This window comes from Actinosynnema sp. ALI-1.44, assembly GCF_001984155.1.
GTDB lineage: Bacteria > Actinomycetota > Actinomycetes > Mycobacteriales > Pseudonocardiaceae > Kibdelosporangium.
In genome coordinates this window covers 337,842-362,832 of record NZ_MTQO01000047.1, presented here as the reverse complement: position 1 = coordinate 362,832, position 24,991 = coordinate 337,842, and the positions used below count along the sequence as shown (strand labels likewise).

The 24,991-nt window shown below is 68.9% G+C and carries 23 protein-coding genes and 1 pseudogene; 16 read left to right on the top strand and 8 right to left on the bottom strand.

Translation table 11 applies throughout. The features are described from left to right. Positions 1 to 51 precede the first annotated feature (51 nt). From ALI144C_RS26800 to ALI144C_RS26765, 8 genes are all read left to right on the top strand, one after another. Positions 52 to 1,296, top strand: coding sequence for a ribonuclease D (locus ALI144C_RS26800; protein ID WP_076989920.1), 1,245 nt, complete (start codon positions 52 to 54; stop codon positions 1,294 to 1,296). Between the two features lie 347 nt (positions 1,297 to 1,643). After that, on the top strand, positions 1,644 to 2,873 hold the full coding sequence (locus ALI144C_RS26795) for a thiolase family protein (protein WP_076989919.1): 1,230 nt from the start codon (positions 1,644 to 1,646) through the stop codon (positions 2,871 to 2,873). Then, positions 2,870 to 4,963, top strand: a complete 2,094-nt coding sequence (locus tag ALI144C_RS26790; protein ID WP_237774322.1) for a 3-hydroxyacyl-CoA dehydrogenase NAD-binding domain-containing protein — start codon at positions 2,870 to 2,872, stop codon at positions 4,961 to 4,963. Before ALI144C_RS26795 ends, ALI144C_RS26790 begins: the two co-directional genes overlap by 4 nt. A 237-nt stretch (positions 4,964 to 5,200) precedes the next feature. Further along, positions 5,201 to 5,458 (top strand): hypothetical protein, encoded by a 258-nt coding sequence (locus ALI144C_RS26785; RefSeq protein ID WP_076989918.1) that lies wholly within the window; start codon positions 5,201 to 5,203, stop codon positions 5,456 to 5,458. Between the two features lie 112 nt (positions 5,459 to 5,570). Beyond that, positions 5,571 to 5,819, top strand: a complete 249-nt coding sequence (locus ALI144C_RS26780) for a sigma factor-like helix-turn-helix DNA-binding protein (RefSeq protein WP_202819065.1) — start codon at positions 5,571 to 5,573, stop codon at positions 5,817 to 5,819. A gap of 59 nt (positions 5,820 to 5,878) precedes the next feature. Next, positions 5,879 to 7,456 (top strand): histidinol-phosphatase, encoded by a 1,578-nt coding sequence (locus tag ALI144C_RS26775; protein ID WP_076989916.1) that lies wholly within the window; start codon positions 5,879 to 5,881, stop codon positions 7,454 to 7,456. A 26-nt stretch (positions 7,457 to 7,482) separates the two neighbouring features. Further along, a complete protein-coding gene (locus tag ALI144C_RS26770; protein WP_076990071.1) occupies positions 7,483 to 8,289 on the top strand; it encodes a DUF72 domain-containing protein in 807 nt (268 codons plus the stop codon). Between the two features lie 109 nt (positions 8,290 to 8,398). Beyond that, entirely contained in the window at positions 8,399 to 8,764 is a 366-nt protein-coding gene (locus ALI144C_RS26765; RefSeq protein WP_076989915.1) for a peptidase inhibitor family I36 protein, read from the top strand. Positions 8,765 to 8,843: 79 nt separating this feature from the next. Here the strand turns inward: ALI144C_RS26765 and ALI144C_RS54665 are convergent, their stop codons facing one another. Next, on the bottom strand, positions 8,844 to 9,317 hold the full coding sequence (locus tag ALI144C_RS54665) for a hypothetical protein (RefSeq protein WP_143230880.1): 474 nt from the start codon (positions 9,315 to 9,317) through the stop codon (positions 8,844 to 8,846). A 161-nt stretch (positions 9,318 to 9,478) separates the two neighbouring features. Between ALI144C_RS54665 and ALI144C_RS53560 the strand changes: the two are divergent. Next, positions 9,479 to 9,988, top strand: a pseudogene (locus tag ALI144C_RS53560) (transposase); the annotation flags it as partial. Between the two features lie 49 nt (positions 9,989 to 10,037). Here the strand turns inward: ALI144C_RS53560 and ALI144C_RS26755 are convergent. Continuing rightward, positions 10,038 to 10,532 carry a MarR family winged helix-turn-helix transcriptional regulator gene (locus tag ALI144C_RS26755; RefSeq protein ID WP_076990070.1) on the bottom strand — a complete coding sequence of 165 codons (495 nt, stop codon included), beginning with the start codon at positions 10,530 to 10,532 and terminating at the stop codon, positions 10,038 to 10,040. Between the two features lie 57 nt (positions 10,533 to 10,589). Here ALI144C_RS26755 and ALI144C_RS26750 point away from each other — a divergent pair, with 57 nt between their 5' ends. Continuing rightward, positions 10,590 to 11,036, top strand: coding sequence for a MarR family winged helix-turn-helix transcriptional regulator (locus tag ALI144C_RS26750; RefSeq protein WP_202819064.1), 447 nt, complete (start codon positions 10,590 to 10,592; stop codon positions 11,034 to 11,036). A 322-nt stretch (positions 11,037 to 11,358) separates the two neighbouring features. Here the strand turns inward: ALI144C_RS26750 and ALI144C_RS26745 are convergent, their stop codons facing one another. The 3 genes from ALI144C_RS26745 to dxs are packed head-to-tail and all read right to left on the bottom strand — an operon-like array spanning position 11,359 to position 15,094. Beyond that, the gene (locus tag ALI144C_RS26745) at positions 11,359 to 12,486 is read right to left on the bottom strand and encodes a sensor histidine kinase (RefSeq protein WP_076989914.1); all 1,128 of its coding nucleotides are present in this window, start codon (positions 12,484 to 12,486) and stop codon (positions 11,359 to 11,361) included. Beyond that, positions 12,483 to 13,160, bottom strand: a complete 678-nt coding sequence (locus ALI144C_RS26740) for a response regulator transcription factor (RefSeq protein WP_076989913.1) — start codon at positions 13,158 to 13,160, stop codon at positions 12,483 to 12,485. The genes ALI144C_RS26745 and ALI144C_RS26740 overlap by 4 nt, the downstream gene beginning before the upstream one ends. A 17-nt stretch (positions 13,161 to 13,177) precedes the next feature. Next, positions 13,178 to 15,094, bottom strand: coding sequence for a 1-deoxy-D-xylulose-5-phosphate synthase (gene dxs, locus ALI144C_RS26735; RefSeq protein WP_076990068.1), 1,917 nt, complete (start codon positions 15,092 to 15,094; stop codon positions 13,178 to 13,180). Between the two features lie 186 nt (positions 15,095 to 15,280). Between dxs and ALI144C_RS54660 the strand changes: the two genes are divergently transcribed. The 3 genes from ALI144C_RS54660 to ALI144C_RS26720 all read left to right on the top strand — a co-directional run bounded on the left by ALI144C_RS54660 (position 15,281) and on the right by ALI144C_RS26720 (position 19,071). Further along, complete coding sequence (locus ALI144C_RS54660) at positions 15,281 to 16,912, top strand: hypothetical protein (protein WP_076989912.1); 1,632 nt, start codon at positions 15,281 to 15,283, stop codon at positions 16,910 to 16,912. A 174-nt stretch (positions 16,913 to 17,086) separates the two neighbouring features. Then, entirely contained in the window at positions 17,087 to 17,482 is a 396-nt protein-coding gene (locus ALI144C_RS26725) for a hypothetical protein (protein ID WP_143230879.1), read from the top strand. A 113-nt stretch (positions 17,483 to 17,595) separates the two neighbouring features. Next, positions 17,596 to 19,071 carry an aldehyde dehydrogenase family protein gene (locus tag ALI144C_RS26720; RefSeq protein ID WP_076989910.1) on the top strand — a complete coding sequence of 492 codons (1,476 nt, stop codon included), beginning with the start codon at positions 17,596 to 17,598 and terminating at the stop codon, positions 19,069 to 19,071. On the opposite strand, the gene ALI144C_RS26715 is transcribed toward ALI144C_RS26720, so the two are convergent. Both ALI144C_RS26715 and ALI144C_RS26710 read right to left on the bottom strand, forming a co-directional pair. Next, the gene (locus ALI144C_RS26715) at positions 19,055 to 20,290 is read right to left on the bottom strand and encodes a class I SAM-dependent RNA methyltransferase (protein WP_076989909.1); all 1,236 of its coding nucleotides are present in this window, start codon (positions 20,288 to 20,290) and stop codon (positions 19,055 to 19,057) included. The genes ALI144C_RS26720 and ALI144C_RS26715 overlap by 17 nt on opposite strands. Further along, a complete protein-coding gene (locus ALI144C_RS26710) occupies positions 20,287 to 22,287 on the bottom strand; it encodes an APC family permease (protein ID WP_076989908.1) in 2,001 nt (666 codons plus the stop codon). Before ALI144C_RS26710 ends, ALI144C_RS26715 begins: the two co-directional genes overlap by 4 nt. Before the next feature lie 55 nt (positions 22,288 to 22,342). Here ALI144C_RS26710 and ALI144C_RS26705 point away from each other — a divergent pair, with 55 nt between their 5' ends. Genes ALI144C_RS26705 through ALI144C_RS26695 form a run of 3 tightly spaced genes read left to right on the top strand, consistent with a single transcriptional unit; the run spans position 22,343 to position 24,291 of the window. Further along, entirely contained in the window at positions 22,343 to 23,047 is a 705-nt protein-coding gene (locus ALI144C_RS26705; RefSeq protein WP_441297575.1) for a potassium channel family protein, read from the top strand. After that, a complete protein-coding gene (locus tag ALI144C_RS26700; RefSeq protein WP_076989906.1) occupies positions 23,047 to 23,706 on the top strand; it encodes a potassium channel family protein in 660 nt (219 codons plus the stop codon). Before ALI144C_RS26705 ends, ALI144C_RS26700 begins: the two co-directional genes overlap by 1 nt. 18 nt (positions 23,707 to 23,724) lie before the next feature. Further along, positions 23,725 to 24,291: a GNAT family N-acetyltransferase gene (locus ALI144C_RS26695; protein WP_076990067.1), complete on the top strand. Its 567-nt coding sequence runs from the start codon at positions 23,725 to 23,727 to the stop codon at positions 24,289 to 24,291. Here the strand turns inward: ALI144C_RS26695 and ALI144C_RS26690 are convergent. Beyond that, complete coding sequence (locus ALI144C_RS26690) at positions 24,280 to 24,972, bottom strand: AraC family transcriptional regulator (RefSeq protein ID WP_076989905.1); 693 nt, start codon at positions 24,970 to 24,972, stop codon at positions 24,280 to 24,282. The genes ALI144C_RS26695 and ALI144C_RS26690 overlap by 12 nt on opposite strands. Positions 24,973 to 24,991 lie beyond the last annotated feature (19 nt).

Genomic DNA, 24,991 nt, shown 5'->3' with positions numbered 1-24,991 from the left:
TCGCCCGAAAGCGTGCGACCGGCGGGTGACCCTGACGTAGGGTTTCCCGCCGTGAGCACACCCGGATCTCCCACAAGCGACCAGCCGGAACCAATTCCTCTGGTCGAACCAGCGGGTGGCACGCCACCTGTGGTGACTCAGCCGGCAGAGCTGCGGCGCGCGGCCGCAGCTCTGGCGGCGGGTCATGGGCCGGTCGCGGTCGACACCGAACGCGCGTCCGGATACCGGTACTCGCAGCGGGCGTACCTGGTTCAGCTGCGCCGCGAGGGCGCAGGAACAGTGCTCGTCGACCCCGTCGCGCTGAACGACGAGGTCGACCCCCTGATCGAGGCCTTGGCCGACACCGAGTGGGTGCTGCACGCGGCATCCCAGGATCTGCCGTGCCTCGCCGAGCTCGGTCTGCGACCGAGCATGTTGTTCGACACCGAGCTGGCCGGGCGACTGGCGGGCTTCGACCGTGTCGCGTTGGGCACGCTGGTCGAGCGAGTCCTCGGTTACCGGCTGGAGAAGGGCCACGGCGCGGCGGACTGGTCGCGCAGGCCGTTGCCACGCGAGTGGCTCAACTACGCGGCGCTGGACGTCGAACTGCTCGTGCCGCTGCGCGACGCGCTGGAAGCCGAACTGTCGTCCCAGGGCAAGCTGGAATGGGCGCTGCAGGAGTTCGCGGCCCTCAGGGACGCCGCACCACCGGAGCCACGCAAGGAGCCATGGCGGCGCACGTCGGGCATCCACAGGGCCCGTGGGGCCCGTGCATTGGCCTTCGTACGCGCCGTGTGGGAAGTCCGCGACAGCATCGCGCGGGAACGGGACGTGGCGCCCGGCCGGGTGCTGCCCGACAGCGCGATCGTGGACGCGGCGGTCGCCGCCCCGATCGACGAAACAGGCCTGGTGAAGCTGCCGGTGTTCCGCGGCCGATCCCAGCGGCGCCTCGCCGGGACGTGGGCACGGGCGCTGAAGACAGCGGCCGACCTGCCCCGCAACGAACTTCCGGACCCGTCCCCGCAACAGGACGGCCCACCCCCGCCCAACCGCTGGGCGGACAAGGACCCGGCCGCCGCCGCCCGGTTGTCCGCGGCAAGGGCGAGCCTCTCGGCGCTGGCGGAATCGCTGCGGCTGCCGGTCGAGAACATGGTCCAGCCCGACCTGGTCCGCCGCATCTGCTGGACGCCGCCGACATCCATCGACGTCGAGGGCACAGCGACGGCGCTGCGCGCGGGCAATGCGCGTGAGTGGCAGGTCGACCTGGTGGCAGAGCCGCTGAGCAAGGCGCTGCACGCGACGCCTCAGTCCGAGTAGCGAAGGGGCACTGGAACCGCTCCCAATCCACCCCGCACCTCCCCCTGCCCGCAAGGGGGACCCCTGATTCCAGGCTACGAGGGTTGGCGGTGGGGAAGGAAGTGCGCAGGGGGACGTCCTGGGGACAACCGCCGCCTGTGGACAACTCCGTACCGGGCCTCCTCACCGGGCTCGCACGTCAACACCCGCGGCGATAACGTGAAATCGAGGGCCGGCGCTCTCTTGACGTACGCGTGACACACACGACAGAGGGACCAAGGTAGTTACTGGCGGGTAACAAGGACTAGAGTTGGCGGCACGGCCGCCCTACCGGCGGGTAACCCACCAGACACGAGGGAGGACTTGCCGTGGCCGCACCAGCACCCACCAGTGCTGCGCGCGCCCTTCGCAATGTGGTCTTCGTCGACGGCGTGCGCACGCCGTTCGGCAAGGCGGGCAAGAAGGGCATCTACGCCGAGACCCGCGCGGACGACCTGGTCGTCAAGGTGATCCGCGAACTGCTGCGCAGGCACCCGCAGCTGCCGCCGGAGCGCGTCGACGAGGTCGCCATCGCCGCGACCACCCAGATCGGCGACCAGGGCCTGACGATCGGCCGGACCGCCGCACTGCTGGCCGGGCTGCCGAAGTCGGTGCCGGGCTACGCCATCGACCGCATGTGCGCGGGCGCCATGACCGCCGTGACCACCACCGCGAGCGGTATCGCGTTCGGCGCGTACGACGTGGCCATCGCGGGCGGTGTCGAGCACATGGGTCGTCACCCGATGGGTGAGGGCGTGGACCCGAACCCGCGCTTCCTGGCCGACAAGCTCGTGGACACCTCTGCGCTCGTGATGGGCCAGACCGCCGAGAACCTGCACGACCGGTTCCCGCACCTGACCAAGGAACGCGCGGACAAGTTCGCCGCGGCCTCGCAGGAGAAGTACGCGGACGCCGTGAAGGCAGGCAAGATCGGCCCCGAGTTCGTGCCCGTCGCCACCCGCTCGGCCGAGCTGGGCTGGGGTCTGGCGACCGAGGACGAGCCGCCGAGGCCGGGCACCACAGTCGAGACCCTGGCGGGTCTGAAGACGCCGTTCCGCCCGCACGGCCGCGTGACCGCGGGCAACGCCGCCGGTCTGAACGACGGCGCGACCGGCGCTCTGCTGGCCGACGAGGCGACCGCCCGTGAGCTCGGTCTGCCGATCGGCATGCGGCTCGTGGGTTACGCCTTCGCCGGTGTCGAGCCCGAGGTGATGGGCGTCGGCCCCGTGCCGGCAACCGAGAAGGCTCTCAAACGGGCCGGACTGACCATCGACGACATCGGCCTGTTCGAGATCAACGAGGCGTTCGCGGTGCAGGTGCTCGCGTTCCTCGACCACTTCGGCATCGCCGACGACGACCCCCGGGTCAACCAGTGGGGCGGCGCCATCGCGACCGGCCACCCGCTCGCCTCGTCCGGCGTGCGGCTGATGACGCAGCTGTCGCGGCAGTTCGCCGAGCACCCCGAGGTCCGCTACGGCATCACCACCATGTGCATCGGCATCGGCATGGGCGGCACCGTGATCTGGGAGAACCCGAACTGGAACGGGGGCACGAAGTGACTGCCGCAGTCTTTCCCGACGAGGTCGTCACCAAGGCGACCACGCGGCTGATCACCGTACCGGGCCTCACCGGCCCGGTCGCGCTGATCACCCTGGACAACGGGTTCGACCACACCAAGCCGAACACCTTCGGCCCCGGCGGCCTGACCAGCCTGAACGCCGCGTTCGAGGAGGCCGTCGCGGCCAAGCCCGCGGCGATCGCGGTGACCGGCAAGCCGTTCATCTTCGCCGTCGGCGCCGACCTGACCGGTGTCGAGCAGGTCGCCGACCGGGCGACCGCGCTGCAGATCGCCCAGCTCGGCCACGACGTGTTCCGGCGGTTCACCGACTCGGAGATCCCGACCTTCGCGTTCGTCAACGGCGCGGTGATGGGCGGCGGCCTCGAGCTCGCGCTGTCCTGCCACTACCGGACGCTGGCGAGCAACGCGGCGGCGATCTCGTTCCCCGAGGTGTTCCTCGGCCTGTTCCCCGGCTGGGGTGGCACGCAGCTGCTGCCGAACCTGATCGGCGCGGACAAGGCCGTCACGGTGATCATCGAGAACGCGTTGAGCCAGAACAAGATGCTCAAGCCCGCGCAGGCCGCGGAGCTCGGCATCGTCGACGTGCTGCTCGAGTCCGCCGACTACCTGGAGCAGTCGCTGCTGTGGCTGGCCGACGTGGTCAACGGCAAAACCACACCGAAACGGCCGGAAATCGACCGCGGCGAGGCATGGGACGCGGCGATCGCCCGCGCGAAGGCCATTGTGGACGGTAAGACGCACGGCGCGTCCCCCGGCGCGTCCAAGGCCGTCGAGCTGCTGGAGTTGGCGCGCCGGAACGATCTCATGGCGGGCTACGCGGCCGAGACCGAGGCGCTGGCCGACGTGTTGATGACCGACGAGCTGCGGGCAGGCCTGTACTCGTTCAACCTCGTGCAGAAGCGCGCCCGGCGCCCGGCCGGTGCGCCGGACAAGTCGCTGGCGCGGCCGGTCACCAAGGTCGGCATCGTCGGCGCCGGTCTGATGGCGTCCCAGATGGCGTTGCTGTTCGCCCGGCGGTTGCACGTTCCCGTTGTGCTGACGGACATCGACCAGGCCCGTGTGGACAAGGGCGTCGGTTACGTGCGCACCGAGGTCGACAAGCTGGCGGGCCGCAAGCGGATCTCGCCGGACGAGGCGAACCGGTTGAAGGCACTGGTGTCCGGCTCGCTGGACAAGGTCGCCTTCGCCGACGCGGACTTCGTGATCGAGGCGGTCTTCGAGAACCTCGAAGTCAAGCAGCAGGTGTTCGCCGAGGTCGAAGAGCACGTCTCGGCAGAGTGCGTGCTGGCGACCAACACCTCGTCACTGTCCATCACGGACATGGCCGCCAAGCTCAAGCACCCGGAACGGGTCGTGGGCTTCCACTTCTTCAACCCGGTCGCGGTCATGCCGCTGCTGGAGATCATCCGCGCCGACCGGACCGACGACGCCACGCTGGCGACGGCGTTCAAGGTCGGCAAGGAGCTGAAGAAGTCCTCGGTGCTGGTCAAGGACGCGCCCGCGTTCGTGGTCAACCGGCTGCTGACCCGGTTCCTCGGTGAGATCACCGCGGCGCTGGACGAAGGTACGCCGTTCGAGGTCGCCGACCACGCACTCGACCCGCTCGGCCTGCCGATGACGCCGATGGTCCTGTTGCAACTGGTGGGCCCGGCGGTGGGTCTGCACGTCGCGGAGATCATGCACAACGCGTTTCCGGACCGGTTCGGCGTGAGCGAGAACATGAAGCGCTTCGTCGAGTCGGGCAAGACCGCCGTGTGGCAGTGGGACGCGCAGGGCAACCAGACGCTGGACCCGGAGGTCGCGGCGCTCTGGAAGCCGGGCGACTCGCCGTCCACGGGCGAGCAGTTGCTCGACCGCACGCTGGTCGCGCTGGCCGACGAGGTCCGCCGCATGCTGGACGAAGGCGTCGTGGCCGAGGCTCAGGACATCGACCTGTGCCTGATCCTCGGCGCGGGCTGGCCGTTCTGGCTCGGCGGCATCACGCCGTACCTCGACCGTGCCGGGATTTCCGAGCGCGTCACCGGCAAACGTTTCCTCGACCAGGGTGTGGCAAGCGTTCCCACGTCCTGAGCGGGTTCTTTCGTAGGGCGGTCGGCTCCGGTCGGCCGCCCTACCGCGTGTCCGGGCCCGATCTCGCAGCGTCTCTGGTCGACCGCCGTACTGGCAGGAATGGGAGAGATCCCCACGTGACCCGAGTCACCACCGCGGCTACTGCGACGCCGCGTTGATCGGACCGACCTCGACCTGGCCGTCGGTGCCGACCGGGCCACCCTTCCACGGCAGCGTGACCAGGTCCGGGCCCGGCAGGTGTCGGGATCGACCGGGACCGGCGTCGACGGCGGTCCGCCTGTGGACGGCGGCGGCGCCTCGCTGGCCGAGCCTCCGATCGACGGCGTGATACCGGCAGTCGGCAGAGGTGTCGCGCCCGGCTGGGTATCCGTGCGCACGTCGGGCCAGCGCTTGTCAGGGTCGGACCGCAAGGCCCGCGAGACCGTCCTGGCAACCGCCTGCGGCATCGGCGTCCCGCCGCTCTCCCCGACGGACGCGCCCGTGAACAGCCGGTGAGCCAGCACGCCGAGGCCGTAGACCTCCGTGCGTTCGTCCACAATCGCGCCCGGCCTGGACTGCTCGGACCCGAGCGGCTGCCCCAGTTCGAATGGCGCAGCAAGGTCAGCACGTGGCTGCACACCGTGGTGAGCAACAACACGATGGACACCTACCGCTCGCTCAAGCGCCGGTCCGCGCGTATCGGCGTCGACGACCAGCTCGCCGCCCGGCCGCCACCTTCGTCCTGCGTGACATCTCACAGCTCAGCTACGCCGAGACCGCCGAGCAGCTGAACATTCCCGAAGGCACGGTCAAGGCACGGGTGCACACCGCGCGACAGGTCGTCAGAGAACTGCTCGACACCACCCGGCACACGTGACAGACGCCGTCAACCTGACGGCCACTAATGATCCACTTCTCCCTCCTACGGTCCGCCGCATGGATCACGACAGAAGAGGCTTCCTGCGACGCGCCGGGCTCGCCGGTGCCGCCGGACTGATCGGCACCACCGCGGCCCAGGGCGAGGCCGCCGCCACACCAGCAGCACCGCTGGACGCCGACATCACCGGTGAGATGGGGCGTCTGCTCGGCCGCGACCGTTACCGTTGGCTCGTAGGCGATCACCACACGCACACCCAGTACTCGTATGACGCGATGTACACGGTGGACAACGTGGTGTCAGGCGCGCGACTCCACGGCGTCGACTGGCTGGTCATCACCGACCACGGTTACCCAGCACACGAGAAGTCCTCCGTCGAGCCGACCAATGTGGACGTCCGAGCCGCCCGCCGCAAGCACCGCGATGTCCTGTTGTGGCAAGGAATGGAGTGGAACGTGCCCGGCGCCGAGCACGCCACCGTCTTCTTCGCCCCAGGTGCCGACGAAGCCGCTCTGCTGCGCACGTTCGAGCGCACGTACGACTCCCGCCTGACCGACTCCGGTTCGGTTTCGCCCGAGAACGAGGCCAAGGCACTCGCCGCCGTCCGCTGGCTACGACAGAACACACGCGACCCCATCGTCGTCGTGAACCACCCCACCCGCAACGGTCGCGTCGCTCCGCATGAGCTACGCGCGTTACGCGACACCGGTCTTGTCATCGGTATGGAAGGCGCACCCGGTGCACAGGCCGACGGCTTCCCCAAGCCCAAGGGGAACGGCGGCGCGCGCGGCGGGTACGGCAACAACCCCGGTGCTGACTCGTGGCCCGGTTACCCGGTCGAGGCGTACCGGACCTACGGCGGCTTCGACTGGATGACCGCGCGACTGGGTGGCGTCTGGGACTCCCTTCTGGCCGAGGGCAAAGGTTTCTGGATCACGAGCAATTCCGACTCCCACTACAACAGGGGCGACGTGCTGACCAGGCCAGCCGTGCCCGATGGCTACTTCGACAAGACCGGGAAATATCCGGACCCGGTCAACTCCGGTGTGCCCCAACTGTTCGCGCCCTACGCCGACTTCTACCCGGGCGAGTTCAGCCGGACTTACGTCGGCGCGACCGCTCGTACCCATACAGCCGTCGCGTCCGCCCTACGCGCCGGCCGGGTCTGGGTAACCCACGGTGGCCTGGTCGACAACCTCGAAGTGGCCGCTCATGGCGATGGTCAGTTCGCCACATACGGCGACCGCATCCGGGTCCGCAAGGGCTCGTCCGTGACTGTCGTCATCGTCGCACGCTTGGCCCGTCGACCCAATGGAAGCGGATCCGTCCCCGCTCTGCGTCGCCTCGACCTGATCCACGGTCAGGTCACAGGCACCGCTGAACCGGATGTGTCCGCTGCCCCCGCGACCAGAGTAGCGCAATCCTTCGAGCCGCGCAGGTGGTGGCCCGGCCACACGGTGGTCTTCCAGCACACCTTCCGCAACGTCAGGGCACCTTTCTACGCCCGCGTCCGCGGTACGGACGGAAACCGCCACGCAGGCGGCGGGATCGAGCCGATCGCCGACGTCATCGGCGCGTCCGACCCGTTCAAAGACCTGTGGTGCTACACGAATCCGGTGTTCGTCGACGTGTGGTGACCGGGTCCGGCGGGTACAACCACCCTGTGATCCGGATCGGAACCTCAGGCTGGTTGTACCCGCCGTGGCGTGGCGTGTTCTACCCGGACGGCCTGCCACACCGGCGGGAACTGGAGTACATCTCCCGCCGTGTCGACTCGGTCGAGATCAACGGTTCGTTCTACTCGCTGCAGCGGCCGGCAAGCTACCTCCGCTGGGCCGAGCAGACGCCTGACGACTTCGTGTTCGCCGTGAAGGGCGGCCGTTTCATCACGCACATGAAGCGACTGCGTGACGTCGAGGTGCCGCTGGCCAACTTCTTCGCGTCCGGTGTGCTCGCACTCGAAGCCAAACTCGGGCCGGTGTTGTGGCAGTTCCCCGGCAACTTCCCGTTCGACGAGGACCTGTTCGCCGGTTTCCTCGGCATGCTGCCCCGGTCGACCGCCGAGGCCGCCGACCTCGCGGCGGGCCACGACTCCAGATTGGACGGTCGCTCGTGGCTCGACGTGATCACGGACCGTCCGCTTCGCCACGCGTTCGAAGTACGCCATCCGAGTTTCGCGGACCCCGCCTTCAGCGCCCTCCTGCGCCGCCACGAAGCCGCGTCGGTCATCGCGGACACCGCCGGAAAGTTCCCCTTCTTCGATGAAATAACAACGGATTTCACCTACATCCGACTCCACGGCGACACGGAGATCTACGCAAGCGGGTACACCGATGCCGCGCTTGATAAGTGGGCCAACAGGATCCGGAACTGGAACACGGACACGTACGTCTACTTCGACAACGACATCAAGGTGAAAGCGCCAGGCGACGCCATAGAGTTACGAAAGCGACTCCCCCGAACACGATAGAGTGATCAACTCAAAAACGGCGGACACCAGCCCCCAACCCGGGCAATCTTGAAGAGCGCGGCCGAACGGTGGCCGCGATCAACGAACGCGTTCACTCAGGGGATCTCACATGTCGAAGTTCATTCAGCGCGCCCTTTTCACCGGCCTGCTCGCCGCAGGCGTCCTCCTACCAGCCCTCCCCGCCAGCGCGGCGGACCCGGCCGCCACCTGCAATCGCGGCGAGTTCTGCCTATGGCCCAAAGAAAACTACGGCGGAACACCCACCAGACACACCTTGGAGACAGCGAACCCGGGCGACTGCCTACCGCTCGACGGCCTGGTAGCACGATCGATGGCGAACCGACTGACGAAGGATGTCACTGTCTACCAAGGAGAAGCCTGCTCGACGGAGGCCGAGTTCACCACGTACCCCAAAGGCGGCACGTTCATACCCGACGCGCCCTTCGTGGTGAGAGCCATCCAGGTCTGGGAATGAGGTGGGAACAGATGAACACAGCCATCAGGATGTGGTGACAGCCCAACACATGTGCACCAAAGAACAGTAGCGCCACGCCTCACCGCCCATGGGCCAGGCGTTCAGAAAGGACACTCCATGCAATGCTGCGACCACACGCCACCACCGTGGTCCCACTCTCCGTTATGACCCAGCCCTTGGCGGCGCGGCCATGATGCTGGCGGATGCGATCGACCGCCAGCATCACAAGGAACGTTGGCCCAAGGCTCGACCTATTCGTGGCGTGCACAGCGAAAACCAGGTCGACACGGTCGATGTGGCTGATCGTCGTTGACGGCACACGGGTCCACGGCCCGAGTGCTGATCCACGACCTGACAACACACTGACCGTGCGGCCGCCCATCGCGACCACAGGAGGGTGAGCACCGCTCACCCTCCGGACCAGGCGAGCGTTGTTCGCCTGGTCCGACTCAGGGTGGTTGGTGGTGACACGATGTTCCGGGAGCATGACCTGCTGGCAAGCCACCAGCAGGTTTCCCAGGTAGTCGTCGGCGTGCGGGTGGCGGCCGAGCAATGCTTGAAACCTGTGGATCGGCTGGGAGGGGGCGCACCTTCCCGGTGATCGAGTGAAGGTTCTCAAGCAGGCCGACGTTGGCGCGTCGGTCGGGAAGGTACGGCCCCATGTTCAGCGTAGTGCCCGACCCGGCAGCAGGTGATGACCGTCCGGTTGGTTCGATGTCGTTGATCGACGAGTTGGTGCGACAGGGTGCGCAGCGGATGCTGGCCGAGGCGGTGCACACCGAGGTCGAGGCCTACCTCGCCCGGTTTCGCGAGGAACTCGACGAGCATGGCCACCGGTTGGTGGTGCGCAACGGCTACCACCAACCGCGGGAGGTGACCACCACGGCCGGCCCGGTCGAGGTGACGATGCCGCGGGTCAACGACAAGCGCGTCGATCCCGACACGGGCGAACGGCAGCGGTTCCGAGACGTGGAAGGCCGGAACAGCACGCGTTCAGCCAGCGGGATCTGTCCGATGTGGACTTCGTGTATCTGTGGGCGGACGGGATCCACATCAACATCCGTTTGGAGGAACACAAACTCTGCCTGCTGGTGATGATCGGCGTGCGCCGACGGCCGCAAAGAGTTGGTCGCCCTGGCCGACGGCTACCGCGAATCGGTCCAGTCCTGGGCGGACCTGCTGCGCGACTGCGCCCGCCGTGGCATGCGCGCCCCGGTCCTCGCGGCGGCCCGGCGGGGAACAAGGCCAGTCCGAAGCAGCCTGACAGGACGCTTCAGCGGGTTACCGCGCCCAGCGATTCCACGAACCTGGTGAGCAGGCGGGCGAATTCAGCACGGTCGCCAGTCGGCCAGCCGGCCATGGCCTGGTCGGCGACCTGCCGCCGGAAGGCATGTACCTCCGCTGACAGACGCCGCCCAGCCGGCGTGCGCACCAACAGGGCACGGCGGCCATCGGCCTGATCGGCCTTGCGCCGCACCAGCCCCGCCGCCACGGCCGTGGCGACCAGCTTGCTGGCACGTGGCTGGTCGATGCCCAGCGCGGCGGCCACGCTGGTGACGGTCGCCGGTTTGCCCGCGTCTTCGGCTTCCTCGATGGCGTCCAGCACGTCGGCACTGGCCCCCGGTGCCGTTGTCCTGCGGTCGCCGCCAGATCCGGCCGGCTGACGTGCGGCGGCAAGACGGGCGAGGGTGCGCCGGCTCTGGCTACGGCGCAGAGCCACCATGGCGCGTTCCACCGCCTCGATGTGCTCATCGCCGTCACGTCCCATGGAGCCCAGCATATGCTCATACAGTTACTTGCTAAACAACATCTACATGGAAGGCGTATGGAGATGGAACGGCCCATCGGCTACTGGCTCAAGTACCTCGACCGTCTCATCGAGGCGGCGTTCAACCGCGTCCTCGCCGCAGAAGAGCTGACGCGGCGGCACTGGCAGGCTATGAACGTCCTGCGCGAGTCACCGCAAGACGCAGTCGCGCTTACCAAGGCGATGCGCCCCTTCTGGGGCCCTGGCGCGATCAACCTCGACGAAACGACCAGCGAGCTGACCCGCCGCGGCTGGCTCACCCAAGACGGCACCGGGCGCTACACCCTCACGCCAGCCGGCCGGGCCGGACACGCCGCAGTCGAAGAAAAAGTGCACGCCATCCGCTCCACCAGCCTTACCGGCCTGACCGAAGACGACTACCACGCAACCGTACGCGTCCTGCAGCAGATGACCGAAAATCTCGAACACACCGCCGGACAGCACTCGGCCACCGGTCCCTCCTAAAGGATCTTGATCCACAGGTCTTGACAATTACTCGTGGCGGCCCCCGGCAAGTCACTGGCCGACCTGCTCACCGAAGCGGCCGAGGCGCACGGCGACCGGTTCGCGCTCGGTTTTCGCGGGCGACGCCAGTCGTGGTCCGGCGGCAGTTGTCTCGGGGCTGGCCCAGGTCTGCGGAGGCTAGGGGCCAGCCAGGGCTGACTGCGGTTACGTGCACAGCGACCAGACCAGACCGTTATCACCGACAATCACCCAGAGATCTCCGCAAGCGCGTAGCCGACCAGAGCTGCGGGCATACCGACCGGGCTCGGGCAGCGATTCTTACTCAGAGTTTCGCGGGGAGGTGGACTTCGACTGACAGGCCGCCATCGGGCACCGGGTAGGCGCTGACTTGGCCGCGGTGCGCGATCACGACGGCCCTTACGATCGACAGGCCCAGGCCTGTGCCGGTGTGGGCCGTGCGGTCGACTCCTCCTCGGCGGAAGGGCTCGAAGAGTTCGCCGACGCGGGCTGCGTCGATGTGCGGGCCGGAGGAGCTCACTCTCAGCGTCGCCCATTCCGGGGTGGCTGACGTTCGGACATCTATCCAACCGCCGTCGATGTTGTGGCGGACCGCGTTCTCCAGGAGGTTGCCTGCTACACGTTCGAGCAGGGCTGGGTCGCCCACTGCTGGTGCGGGGGCGGCGTGGAAGGTCGGGGTGATGCCGCGGGGTTCGGCTTCAGCTCGGACGCCGTGCCAGGCGGTGGCCACCGTGCTGGCGAGGTCGACGGGTTCACGGACGCCTACCCCCATGCCGTCGGTACGGGCGAGTAGGAGCAAGGCGTCGACCAGTTGGCCGGATCGCAGGGTCGCGGCTCGCACAACGCCTGCCATCCGACGCAGTTCCGCTACGTCCGCGTCTGGGTCGACCAGCGTGACGTCCAACTCCGTGCGGATGACCGACAGCGGTGTGCGCAGTTCGTGGCTGGCGTTGGCTACGAAGCGGCGCTGGGATTCGAACGCCGCCTGTAGGCGGGCGAGCATGGCGTCGAAGGTGTCAGCCAGTTCGGCGAGTTCGTCGCGTGGGCCCTCATAGGCGATGCGGGCGCCGAGCGACTCGGCCGACAGCCTGCGGGCCGTCGTCGTGACATCCCGCAGTGGACGAAGGATCCGCCCAGTGAGGGTCCAGGAAAGGAGCGCAGCCGCGGCGACGACCGCCGCGAAGGCGATGGAGCCGTAGACGAGGATTCGTTCGCGCGCGTCGTCCTTGAGCACCTTGGCGAGTTCGGACGCGTCGACCTGCCTGCCACCGACCACGACAGGCGTGTCTCCCGGCAGGCTCGGCACCGAGCCGACCACGTCACCGGCGAGCAACCAGCCGAGCCACAACAACATCGCACTGACCGCTGCCGCCAACCCGGTGGCGAGCAACGTGATGCGGACCCGCAGGCGGAGCCCGCGCTGGGTGGTCACCCCGCTTCGGTGCCGGCCACCGGTACCCGGTAGCCGGAGCCGACCACGGTGTCGATCAGACCGGGTTCGCCCAGCTTCTTGCGAAGCGTCATCACCGTCACCCGGACCGTCGTGGTGAACGGGTCGGCGTTCTCGTCCCAGACGCGCTCGAGCAGTTCCTCGCTGCTCACCACGGATCCGCCCGCGGCCAGCAGGACTTCGAGCACGCCGAACTCCTTCCTGGTCAGTTCGACGGCACGGCCTGCCCGGCTCACCGTGCGCTTGGCCGGGTCGAGCTCGAGATCACCGACGGTCAGCACCGGCGGGGTCGCAGGCGTGGCGCGGCGTGCCAGCGCACGCACGCGGGCCACCAGTTCGGGAAAGGCGAACGGCTTCGCCAGGTAGTCGTCCGCGCCGAGGGACAGTCCCTCGACGCGGTCCTCGACCGTGCCGCTCGCGGTGAGCATCAGCACACGGGTGAGCGCGCCGGAGGAGACGATTTCCTGGCACAGCTCGTCGCCGGACATCCCGGGCAGGTCGCGGTCGAGCACGATCACGTCGTACCGCGTGATCGTGGACTTCTCGTGACCAGCGTCGCCGTCGAGCGCGACGTCGACGGCCATGCCCTCCCGGCGCAGGCCGCGGGCGATCGCCTCGGCCAGCGCCTCTTCGTCCTCGACTACCAGAACTCGCACTGCTTCAGTCCTTGTGCTCAGTCCTTCGTGGACGCTCTGACTTCGTCGGCGGCCGGCTCGCCGAGCCGCCCGGCGGCCCACTCGGTGACCCGCCTGGCCACGTCCTGCGCGGTCAGGCCAAGCTCCGCGAGCACTTCGGCACGCGTACCGTGATCCTGGAACTCTTGTGGCACACCGAGGTCCCGGAGCGGAACGTCCACGTCGGCGTCACGCATGGCCGCGGCGAGCGCCCAGCCGAACCCGCCGTGCCTGCCGCCGTCCTCGATCGTCACCACGAGCCGGTGCCGTGCCGCCATCTCCACGAGCGACGACGCCACCGGTGTCACCCACCGGGGGTCGACCACCGTGACGCCGATCCCGTGGTCGGTCAGACGTTCGGCGGCCGCCAAGCCGAGCTCGGCGAACACACCGACGGCCACGAGCAGGATGTCCTCGCTCTCCCGCGGGCGGCGAAGGACGTCGACGCCGCCGACGCGGTCCACCGCCGGGATCTCGGCGCCGACCGCGGCTTTCGGGAACCGGAGCACGGTCGGGCCGTCGTCGATGTCGGTCGCCTCGCGCAGCAACTCGGACAACGTCCTGGCGTCCCGCGGCGCGCAGACCCGGATACCCGGGATGGTGCCGAGGATCGAGATGTCCCACATGCCGTGGTGGCTGGCGCCGTCCGGGCCTGTGATGCCCGCGCGGTCCAGCACGACCGTGACCGGCTGCTTGTGCAGCGCCACGTCCATCAGCAACTGGTCGAACGCCCGGTTGAGGAACGTCGCGTACACCGCGACCACCGGGTGCATGCCGCCCATCGCCAGACCGGCGGCGGAGGTCAGCGCGTGCTGCTCGGCGATGCCCACGTCGAAGCAGCGGCCAGGGAACTTCGCGGCGAACTTGTCGAGCCCGGTCGGGCCGAGCATCGCGGCGGTGATCGCCACGATGTCCTCGCGGTCGGCGCCCAGCCGGACGAGCTCCTCGGAGAACACCGACGACCAGGTCTTCTTCTTCGGGTTGATCGGCTCACCGGTGATGGGGTCCATCACGTCGGTGGCGTGCATCTGGTCGGCCTCGTGGTTCTCGGCGGGCGCGTAGCCGTTGCCCTTGCGGGTCGCCGCGTGCACGACGACAGGGCCGCCGTACTCCTTCGCACGGCGCAACGCCGCTTCCATCGCGTGCACGTCGTGCCCGTCGACCGGGCCGACGTACTTCAGGCCGAGGTCCTCGAACATCATCTGCGGGCTCAACGCGTCCTTGATACCGCGCTTGGCCGCGTGCAGCGCCGCGTAGATCGGCCTGCCGACGACAGGTGTGTTCTGCAGCACCCGGCGGCCGCCTTCGAGGGCCTTCTCGTACCCGGGCTGCAGGCGCAACGACGCCAGGTGGTCGGCGAGACCACCGATGGTCGGCGCGTACGACCGGCCGTTGTCGTTGACGACGATCACGATCGGCCGTGTGTGGTCACTGGCGATGTTGTTCAACGCCTCCCAGCACATGCCACCCGTCAGCGCGCCGTCACCGACGACCGCGACGACGTGCCGCCGCTGCGAACGCAGCTGGAACGCCTTCGCCAGACCGTCGGCATAGGACAGTGCGGTCGACGCGTGGCTGTTCTCCACCAGGTCGTGTTCGCTCTCGGCACGCGACGGATACCCCGACATGCCTCCGCGCTGGCGCAGCGTGTCGAACCCGGCACCGCGGCCGGTCACGATCTTGTGCACGTAGCTCTGGTGGCCGGTGTCGAAAACGATCGCGTCGTTCGGCGAGTCGAACACCCGGTGCACCGCGAGGGTCAGCTCGACGACCCCCAGGTTGGGGCCGAGATGCCCACCGGTCCTGGCCACCTTGTCCACCAGGAACGAGCGGATCTCGCCGGCGAGCCGGACCACCTCCTCGTCGGCGAGGCGCTTCAAGTCGGTCGGTCCGTGCAGGTTCTCAAGCAGAGTCACTGCTTCCACCTCGTCTGAGTCGCTCCACTCCGTACTCGTCCGCCCGGCTTCCCGCCCCAACCGGCTTCCAGCCAGTCTACGGACGGCGCGCGAGTGCGGCCCGGGCGGCACGAACCTGACCGGCGAACGCCGGTGAAGTTGTAAGGTCCCAGCAGGAACGCTGGGGGTCAGGGAGGACCGGGGGAGATGAGCGTGCCAGAGGGTGATCAGCAGCAGCTGATCAGGCGGATCGGCCGGGCGCTGCTCGGCGCGGTGCCGCCGAACTGGAAGCGGGTCAGGGCGGAATACCGGTCGGCCGGTCGCCACATCGAGGTGGACGTGACGGTGGCGGGCGACGACGGCCAGCCGTACCCGATCCGGCCGCCGATGGACGTGGTCGACCTGTTCGGAGAACTGCGCGCGGCGATGTACCGGCCGGGCAGAGGAACCTGGCTTTCCGGCGTCTACCTGCTGGATCACCCGTCGAAGTTCAGCGCGGAGTTCGAACCGGACACCGAGCCGAGGTGGCGCAGGGTGCCGCCGCCGATCGGCTTCCAGGACGAGCTGCGCCAGTTCCCCCGTGAGGATGCCCACATCCCCGAGTGGCTGAGGGCGAGGGCGGGGCTGCCGCCACTGCCGGACCAGGCCCCGCAGGCCCCGCCGACAGGCCAGCCAGCAGCACCAACAGGCCAGCCGGCACCGGCACCGGTCAACCAGGCCGCGGCACCAGGCCAGCAGCCACCAGCGCCCGGCCAACACGCACCAGCGCCAGGCCAGCAGGGCCAAGGCCAGCAAGCCAGGCCACCGGGTACGCCCGGCGGACCACTGCCTGGCGGACAACCGCCCGCTCGTCCAGCAGGCGCACAGGGCACGACACCTCCCGGCCCGCAAGGACCGGCAGGAGGCCCCGGGGGACCCGGATTCGGCGGCCCACCGGCGGCGCCGCACGGCTCCGCCGGACCAGCAGGCAGCCAGGCGCACACACCTCCTGGTGGCACACCGCTCCCGCCACAAGGCTTCACCGGCAGCCACGCCCCCGGACCAACCGACAACCCACCGACTACACCGCCGGGCGGCACGCCACCCCCACCACAAGGCCACGCGAGTGCCCGCGCAGACAACCCGCCCAACACGCCCCACGGCGAGCCATCACCCCCGCCACAGGGGCTCAACGCCCCGGACCAAGTCACCCCATCCGGTGAACCGCCGTTCAGCGCGGGGAGGCATGGCGTCAGGCCAGCGGACAACCCGCCGAACACGCCACCCGGTGGCACACCTGCCTCATCCCCCGGATTCGCGGGCACCCCGGAACAGGCCAGGCGCGACGAATCCCTGTTCGGCGCGGGCAGGCGCGGCCCTGGGCCCGCTGGGCATTCAGCGTTCGGTGGGCCGTTGTCCCCGACGCTGGGTTTCGACTTGGCGGGCCAGACCACTCCATCCGGTGAACCACCGTTCGGCACCGGCAGCCACGCCGCCGGGCCTGCGAACCCGGCGTTCTCCGCAGGTCAGCCGGGGTCTGCGGGCCAGGGTGGGCCGCAGGGGCTCACCGGCGCCGCGGGCGGCCGGGCCTCGCTTCCGTCGTCGATGGTTTTCGGGCCGGTCGGTGATTCGTTCGGCAGTGGGGGCGCCACCGCCGGAGTTCGCCCCGGGCTTGGCCAGCCGGAGTTCGGACAGCAGGCACAGCACGATCAACAGCCGGGGCAGCAGCCGCCGCTCGTCGGTGGCGAGCCTCGGGACCGGCAGCCGTCCGGACCGCTGTCCGCGCAGGCTGAGCCTGGTGGGCTGGTCAGCAGCATGCCGCCGGAAGGGGCGATGCCTCCGCCCGGTCAGGCGCAGTAGCCACGAACCCACCGGTCATCGGTCTGGTCCGGGTGGGTGCTTGTCTGTCCGCGTGGGCTCGCGCAGGATTCAGGGTTCGGCACGTCCGCCCGGACCGCACGCGAACTACAGGGGAGAGTCGAGAGGAGTCGTTTGTTCCGGATCGCTACGCACATTTCCGCGCGGGTGACACACATGAGACAACCGGGTGGTGACGTGTACGAGCTGGCTCGGCACGCCACTGAGCCCGCTGTCGTCGCTGTCAAGTGCTGGCAGTGCGGGGCGACTGTGGCGATCTACGCGGCGTCGCGCAGGGACACCATGCGGGAGCGGCGGACCTATCTCATCCGGGCCGTGCTCACCGCGGCTATCACGCTCGCGTTGATGATTGTTGTCGCGTGGGCGTTTCGGGCCGGGGTTGGCACGGCAGGGGCCTTCCTGCTCATCGGTGGGCTTGTCACCACTTGGCTCACGCTCGCCAACCTCGGGAATGCGGTGCTCAGTCAGGAATGCGGGGTCACGTACGAGTCCGTCGAGAACAGCGACGTGTTCCACGAGGGTGAGTTCGGCTACGGCAACCATCGCTCCTGACGGCCCGGCGTGGCTGGTGTTGCGTATCGTGCCATCACGTCGTGTGTCTTCCGGCAATCGCCGGGCGAGCCCGTAGGGTTGGCCGTGCCGCGAGAGAAGGATCGGAGTGCCGCATGGCCGAGCTGTTCATCGGGGGCGAGTGGGTTTCCGCGCTCGCCGGGGCGACGCGGGAGATCCGGTGCCCCGCCGACGGTTCGCTGGTCGCCACGGTCGACGAGGCCGACCGCACCGACACCGAGTCGGCCATCGACGCCGCCCGCCGGGCCTTCGATGCCGGTCACTGGCCGCGCACCCCCGCCGCGCAGCGCGGCGACCTGCTGCTCAAGGTCGCCGACCTGATCGACAGGGACAAGGCCGACTACGCGCGGGCCGAGTCGCTCGACACGGGCAAACGCCTGGTCGAGAGCGAATACGACATGGCCGACGTGATCTCCTGCTTCCGGTACTTCGGCAAGCTCGCCGCGCAGGAGTCCGGCCGGATCGTCGACGCGGGCAACCCCGACGTCGCCAGCAAGATCGTCTACGAGCCCGTCGGCGTGTGCGGGCTGATCACGCCGTGGAACTACCCCCTGCTGCAGGCGGTGTGGAAGGTCGCTCCCGCGCTCGCGGCGGGCAACACGTTCGTGCTCAAGCCGAGCGAGCTCACGCCGAGCACGGCCATCCTGCTCATGCGCACGTTGCAGGAGGCTCATCTGCCCGACGGCGTCGCCAACCTCGTGCTCGGGGCCGGCGCGCAGGTGGGCGCGCCGCTGGCCGAGCACCCCGATGTCGACCTGGTGTCGTTCACCGGCGGCCTGGCGACCGGGACGAGGATCGCCGCGTCGGCCGCGGCGACGGTCAAGAAGGTCGCGCTGGAACTGGGCGGCAAGAACCCGAACATCGTGTTCGCCGACGCGGACTTCGAGACCGCCGTCGACTACGCGATCACCGCGGTGTTCCTGCACTCCGGCCAGGTGTGTTCGGCGGGCGCGCGGCTGATCGTGCAGAACGAGCTGCACGACGAACTGGTCGACGAGATCGTCCGGCGCACCGAGCGGATCCGGCTCGGTGGCCCGTTCGACCCGAACGCCGAGACCGGTCCGTTGATCTCCGCGGCACACCTGGAGAAGATCGAGCACTACGTCGCCGCGGCGATGACCGAGGGCGCGACGTTGCGCACGGGCGGTTGGCGCCCGGAGGACGAGCACCTCAAGGAGGGCTTCTACTACCTGCCGACCGTGCTCACCGACGTCAAACAAGGCAGCTACGCGGTGCGTGAGGAAGCGTTCGGCCCTGTGCTGACCGTGGAACGGTTCACCAACGAGGACGACGCGGTCCGCATCGCCAACGACACGCACTACGGCCTCGCCGGTGGCGTGTTCACAAAGGACGGTGACAAGGCGCAGCGCGTGGCCGCGCGCCTGCGGCACGGCACGATCTGGATCAACGACTACCACCCGTACCTGCCGCAGGCGGAATGGGGCGGTTTCAAGCGTTCCGGTGTCGGCAGGGAACTCGGCCGCGCGGGTCTGGCCGAGTACCAGGAGGCCAAGCACATCTACCAGAACCTGCGGCCGCAGCCGCAGTACTGGTTCAAGCGCCCGGAATGAGGAGCGCGACGGCTTCCACGTGGTGGGTCATCGGGAACGCGTCGAACGCCCGCACTTGTTCAAGGCGGTACCCGTGCTGCTGGAACCGGGCGACGTCCCGGCCCAGCGCCGCCGGGTCGCACGCCACGTACACCACGCGTTCGGGCTGGCGCTCCGCGATGTCGTCGACGACGTCGTGTCCGGCGCCCTTGCGCGGCGGGTCGAGTACGACGACCTCCGGGTCCGGACTGTCGAGCAACTCGTCCCGTAGCGCGTGCTCGACTCTCCTGCTCACCGACTTGACCTGCGGCAGGTCGGCGAGCAGCCGTTGGGAGTCCGAAGAGGACTGGGCGCTCTCGACCGCGAAGACCCGGCCGCCCGGTCCGGTCTGCCCGGCCAGCACGGACGCGAAGAGCCCGACGCCGCTGTAGAGGTCCCACGCGCAGGCGCCCTTCGATGCCTGCGCCCACTCCCCCACCGCCAGTGCGAGGGTGTCCGCGGCGGCCGGGTGGATCTGCCAGAAGTTGTAGGCGTCCATGTCCCAGTGCCTGCCCGCGGCGAACTCGACCGCTTCGCCGTCACCGGCGACCGGCGTGCGGCGCCAGTGCGTCCGGCCACGGTGGCCACGGGTCAGCTTGAGCTGGCGGGCGTTGATCCGGCCGCGGCCGTCTCGGACCAGTTCCAGTTCGCTGTCCTTGGTGAAGTCCTGACCGGCCACGGATTCCACCAGGCCGGGCACGGTGATCGGGCAGTGCCCGACGGGGACGACGGCGTGGCTGCGGTGCGGGTGGAAACCGGGCATCCCGTCGTAGCCGACGGCCATCCGCACCCTGGTCCGCCAGCCGAGCAGTCCGCCGGTGAGCTCCTCGACCACGACCGGGATGGTCCGCTTGGTCGCCTTGGCCAAGTGCTCCGCGACCACAGCTGCCTTCAGGTCGCGTTGCGCCGCACCGGAAGCGTGCTGCCAGTCGCAGCCGCCGCACGCTCCCGGCCCGGACAGCGGGCACGGTGGTTCGACCCGGTCGGGCGACGCGGACAGGATCTCCACGGCATCGGCCCGGCAGTACGAACCGCCTTTGTCCTCGGTGACCTCGGCGATGACCCGCTCACCCGGCAGCGCGTGCCGCACGAACAGCACACGGCCTTCGTGGCGGGCGATGCAGTGGCCGCCGTGGGCCACGACACCGACCTCCACGTCGAGCCTGCGGCCTTTCCAGTTCAGCTTCTCCCCAGTGGTCACTTGGTGTCCTCGCCATGCAGTCCACGGCGCACCGAACCAGGCGCGATCACGGCCTTGTCGTGCACCTTCTCCGACGACGCCAACTGCCACGGCACGCTGGTGACCATCACGCCGGGCTGGAAGAGCAGCCGCCCCTTGAGCCGGAGCGCGCTCTGGTTGTGCAGGAAGTGTTCCCACCACCGGCCGACCACGTACTCCGGGATGAACACGGTGACCACGTCACGCGGGTTCTTGCTGCGCATGCGTTTGACGTAGTCCAGCACCGGCTTGGTGATCTCCCGGTACGGCGACTCGATCACCTTCAGCGGGATCTTGAACCCGTTGGCTTCCCAGTCCTTCACCAGCATCCGGGTGTCGCGGTCGTCCACGTTGACCGTCACCGCCTCGAGCACGTCCGGCCGGGTCGCCTTGGCGTACGCCAGTGCGCGCCGGGTCGGCAGGTGCAGTTTGGACACGAGCACGATCGCGTGGTTGCGCGACGGCATCACCGTCGGGCGGTCCTCCTCGGCCTCGCGCAGTTCGTCGGCGACCCGGTCGTAGTGCTTCTTGATCCCCATCATCAACGCGAAGATCGCGGTCATCGCGGCGATCGCGATCCACGCGCCGACGAGGAACTTGGTGATTAGCACGATCACGAGCACGGTCCCGGTCATCGCCAGGCCGAACGCGTTGATCCCCTGCGAACGCCGCATCCTGCGCCGCGCGTTCGGGTCGGATTCGTTGCGCAACAGGCGGTTCCAGTGCCGGATCATGCCGCTCTGGCTGAGTGTGAACGACACGAACACGCCGACGGTGTACAGCGGGATCAGCTTGGTCGGGTCGGCCTCGAACGCGACCACGAGCAGGATGGCGAACCCGGCCAGGAACAGGATGCCGTTGGAGAACGCCAGCCGGTCGCCGCGGGTGTGCAGCTGGCGCGGCAGGTAGCGGTCCTGCGCCAGGATCGACCCGAGCACGGGGAAGCCGTTGAACGCGGTGTTCGCCGCCAGCACCAGGATCAGCGCGGTGAACCCGATGACGAAGAAGAAGCCGGGTGGGAAGCCCGCGAACACCGCCTGCGACAGCTGCGCGATCACGGTGTCCTGCCGGTAACCGGCCGGGGCGTTGGTCAGCTGGGTCTCCGGGTGTTCGGCCAGCACCACGCCGGTCTGCCTGGCCAGGTAGATCACGCCCATGAACATCGCGACCGAGATCGTGCCGAGCATCAGCAGCGTGGTGGCCGCGTTGCGCGACTTCGGCTTCTTGAACGCGGGCACGCCGTTGCTGATCGCCTCGACACCGGTGAGCGCCGCGCAGCCCTGGGTGAACGCCCGCAGTACCAGGAAGACGAACGCGAATCCCATCAGGTGGTCGTTCTCGGCGTGCAGCTCCAGCCCGGCGCTGGGCGCGCGCACGTCGTCGCCGAGCACCGCGGTGCGGAAGAAGCCCCAGCCGAGCATCACGAAGATGCCCACCATGAACGCGTAGGTGGGGATCGCGAAGGCCGTGCCGGACTCGCGCACGCCCCGCAGGTTCATCGCGGTCAGCAGGACGATCGCGATGACCGAGAACAGCACCTTGTTCTGCCCGATCCACGGCACGAGCGCGCCGAGGTTCTCCGCAGCGGACGAAATGGACACCGCGACAGTAAGTACGTAATCCACCAGAAGCGCGCTGGCGACCGTGAGGCCCGCCTTGGGCCCCAGGTTGACCGTGGCGACCTCGTAGTCGCCGCCGCCGCTCGGATAGGCGTGCACGTTCTGCCGGTAGCTCATGACCACCGTGAGCAGCACGATGATGACCGCCAGGCCGATCCACGGCGCGAACGCGAACGACGCGATGCCCGCGATGCTGAGGGTCAGGAAGATCTCTTGCGGCGCGTAGGCCACGCTGGACAGGGCGTCCGAGGCGAACACGGGCAACGCCACTCGTTTGGGCAGCAGCGTGTGACCGAGGGTGTCGCTGCGAAAGGGCCTGCCGACCAGAAGGCGCTTCGCCGCGGTTGAGAACTTCGACACGGGGTCAGAGCGTAAGTCCTCCCGTCACTCGGGTGGAGCACCGGACGGTAGGTTCTTGCCGGACGATGAGCAGACATCTTCGAGGAGGCTGGTCGTGCACGTGGTGATCATGGGCTGCGGCCGGGTCGGGTCGTCGCTCGCGGCCGCGCTCGAGCGCCTTGGCCACACGGTCGCCGTGATCGACAAGGACGTCCAGGCCTTCCGCAGGCTGAGCCAGAATTTTCACGGCTCGCAGGTGGTCGGCATCGGCTTCGACCGGACGGTGTTGATCAAGGCGGGGATCGAGCGGGCCGGCGCGTTCGCGGCCGTGTCGAGCGGCGACAACTCCAACATCATCTCGGCCAGGGTGGCCAGGGAGACGTTCGGTGTCGAGCACGTCGTGGCCCGGATCTACGACGAGAAGCGCGCCGCGGTGTACGAGCGCCTGGGCATCCCGACCGTGGCGACCGTGCCGTGGACGACGGACCGCTTCCTGCGGACGCTGCTGCCGGACGGGGTGGCGTCGGCGTGGCGTGAGCCGTCGGGCAAGGTCGCCGTGCTGCAACTGCCGGTGCACGAGTCGTGGGCGGGCAAGCGCGTGCAGGCGCTTGAGGAGGCCACTGGCGCCCGTGTGGCGTTCATCATGCGGTTCGGCACGGGCGTACTGCCGGACGCCAGGACGGTCGTCCAGGCCGACGACGTGATCTACGTGGCGGCGCTGTCCGGCACGGTCAGCGACATCACCAGCGCGGCGGCACAGCCACCGGAGGAGGAAAGCTAATGCGGGTCGCGATCGCCGGGGCGGGTGCCGTTGGCCGGTCCATCGCCGCCGAGCTGGTGGCCAACGGCCACCAGGTCATGTTGATCGAGCGGCAGGCCGCCCAGTTCGAGCCGCACACGGTCGAGCAGGCCGAATGGGTGCTCGCCGACGCGTGTGAGCTGTCCTCGCTCGAGGACGCGGGTCTGCAGTTGTGTGACGTCGTCATCGCGGCGACGGGTGACGACAAGGTCAACCTGGTGGTGTCGCTGCTGGCGAAAACCGAGTTCGCGGTGCGCAGGGTGGTCGCCAGGGTCAACGACCCGGCCAACGAGTGGCTGTTCACCGAGGCGTGGGGTGTCGACGTGGCGGTCTCCACGCCGCGGATCCTGGCCGCGATGGTCGAGGAGGCGGTCAGCGTCGGCGATGTCGTGCAGCTGCTGACCCTGCGCCAGGGCCAGGCGAACCTGGTGGAGATGACCCTCCCGGAGGACACGCCGATGGCGGGCAGGCCGGTGCAGGAGGTCACACTGCCCCGTGACGTGGCGCTGGTGACGATCCTGCGCGGCGGGCGTGTGATCGTCCCGCAGCCGGAGGACACGTTCGAGCCCGGCGACGAGCTGCTCTTCGTGGCCGCCGCCAACAGTGTCGAAGAAGAAATTCGGACGGCATTGGGCGCGTGATCCCGATACTGTCCGGTGGTGTTCGTCCCACCCGACAAGATCGAGACCGACCGGCTGTGGCTGCGTCCCTTCACCCACTCCGACCTCGACGAGCTGTACGACGTCCGGTCGAGGCCGGAAGTGAACACCTACCTCTACAGTGAGGCGTTGACCCGCGACGAGGTCAAAGCCAAGCTGGACGAGCGGATCGCGAAGATGTCCCGGCTGACCCAGCCGGGTGATTCGATGCTGCTGGCCGTGGTGCGCAAGGACACCGGCGCGATGGTCGGCGACGTCAACATCGAATGGCTGCCGGGCTCGCACCAGCAGGCTGAGATCGGCTACGTGCTGCACCCGGACCACTACGGCCAGGGGTTCGCCACCGAGGCGGCCCGGCCGTTGCTGCGGATCGCGTTCGAGGAGCTGAAGGTGCACCGCGTGATCGGCAGGCTGGACGCGCGCAACGTGGCGTCCGGCCGAGTGCTGGCCAAGCTCGGCATGCGCCAGGAAGCGCACTTCCACGAGAACGAGTACGTCAAGGGCGAGTGGGTGGACGAGGTCGTCTACGCCGTCCTCGCCCGCGAATGGAAGGCGTCAGCAGGCTGAACCGGGCGGCAGGTCCCCGGCGAGGTACGCGCTGAGCGGCACGCCCATCGTTGCGCGGAACTCGGCGGCCATGTGTGACTGGTCGTAGTACCCGCTGTCGGCCGCGAGCCGGGCTCCCTTGCGCGTGCCCGCGTGCGACAGCACCGACCGGACCCGGTTGAGCTGAACGAACCGTTTCGGTGACACGCCGACCGCGCCCGTGAACAACGTGCGCAGATGCCGTTCGCTCACGTTCAACCGGCGTGCGGTCTGGGGCAACCGCTCCCGGTGCAGCCACCGAGCTGCCTCCTGGACCAGGTCACCCGCCGGGTTGTCGGTCATCCGGTCCGACAGCGCCTTCTCGATCAGTTCGACCGCCCGCGCGGGCTCGGCCGCCACCGATTCGTGCAGTTCGGTGCTCCCCCACAGCTCGCTCACCGGCACGACCCGGTCGACCAGGTCGCTGGCCGGGGTGCCCAGCAGCGTCCGCGCCCAGCCCGTGTGCAGTTCGGCGTTGACCGTGAACGGCAGCTTCTTGCCGGGGAAGTACGACGCGTGGGTGCGCGGCCCGAGGACGACCAGGTGGCTCTCGCCTCCGGGGCGCAGGCTGAAGACCAGTGACGTGCGCGTGCTCGGCGGCCGGGTGACGGAGCGGGCGCGCGCCTCATGCTCGCAGACAGCCTTGATGTCCCACGGGTTCACGGTTGCGAGGTTAGCCGAA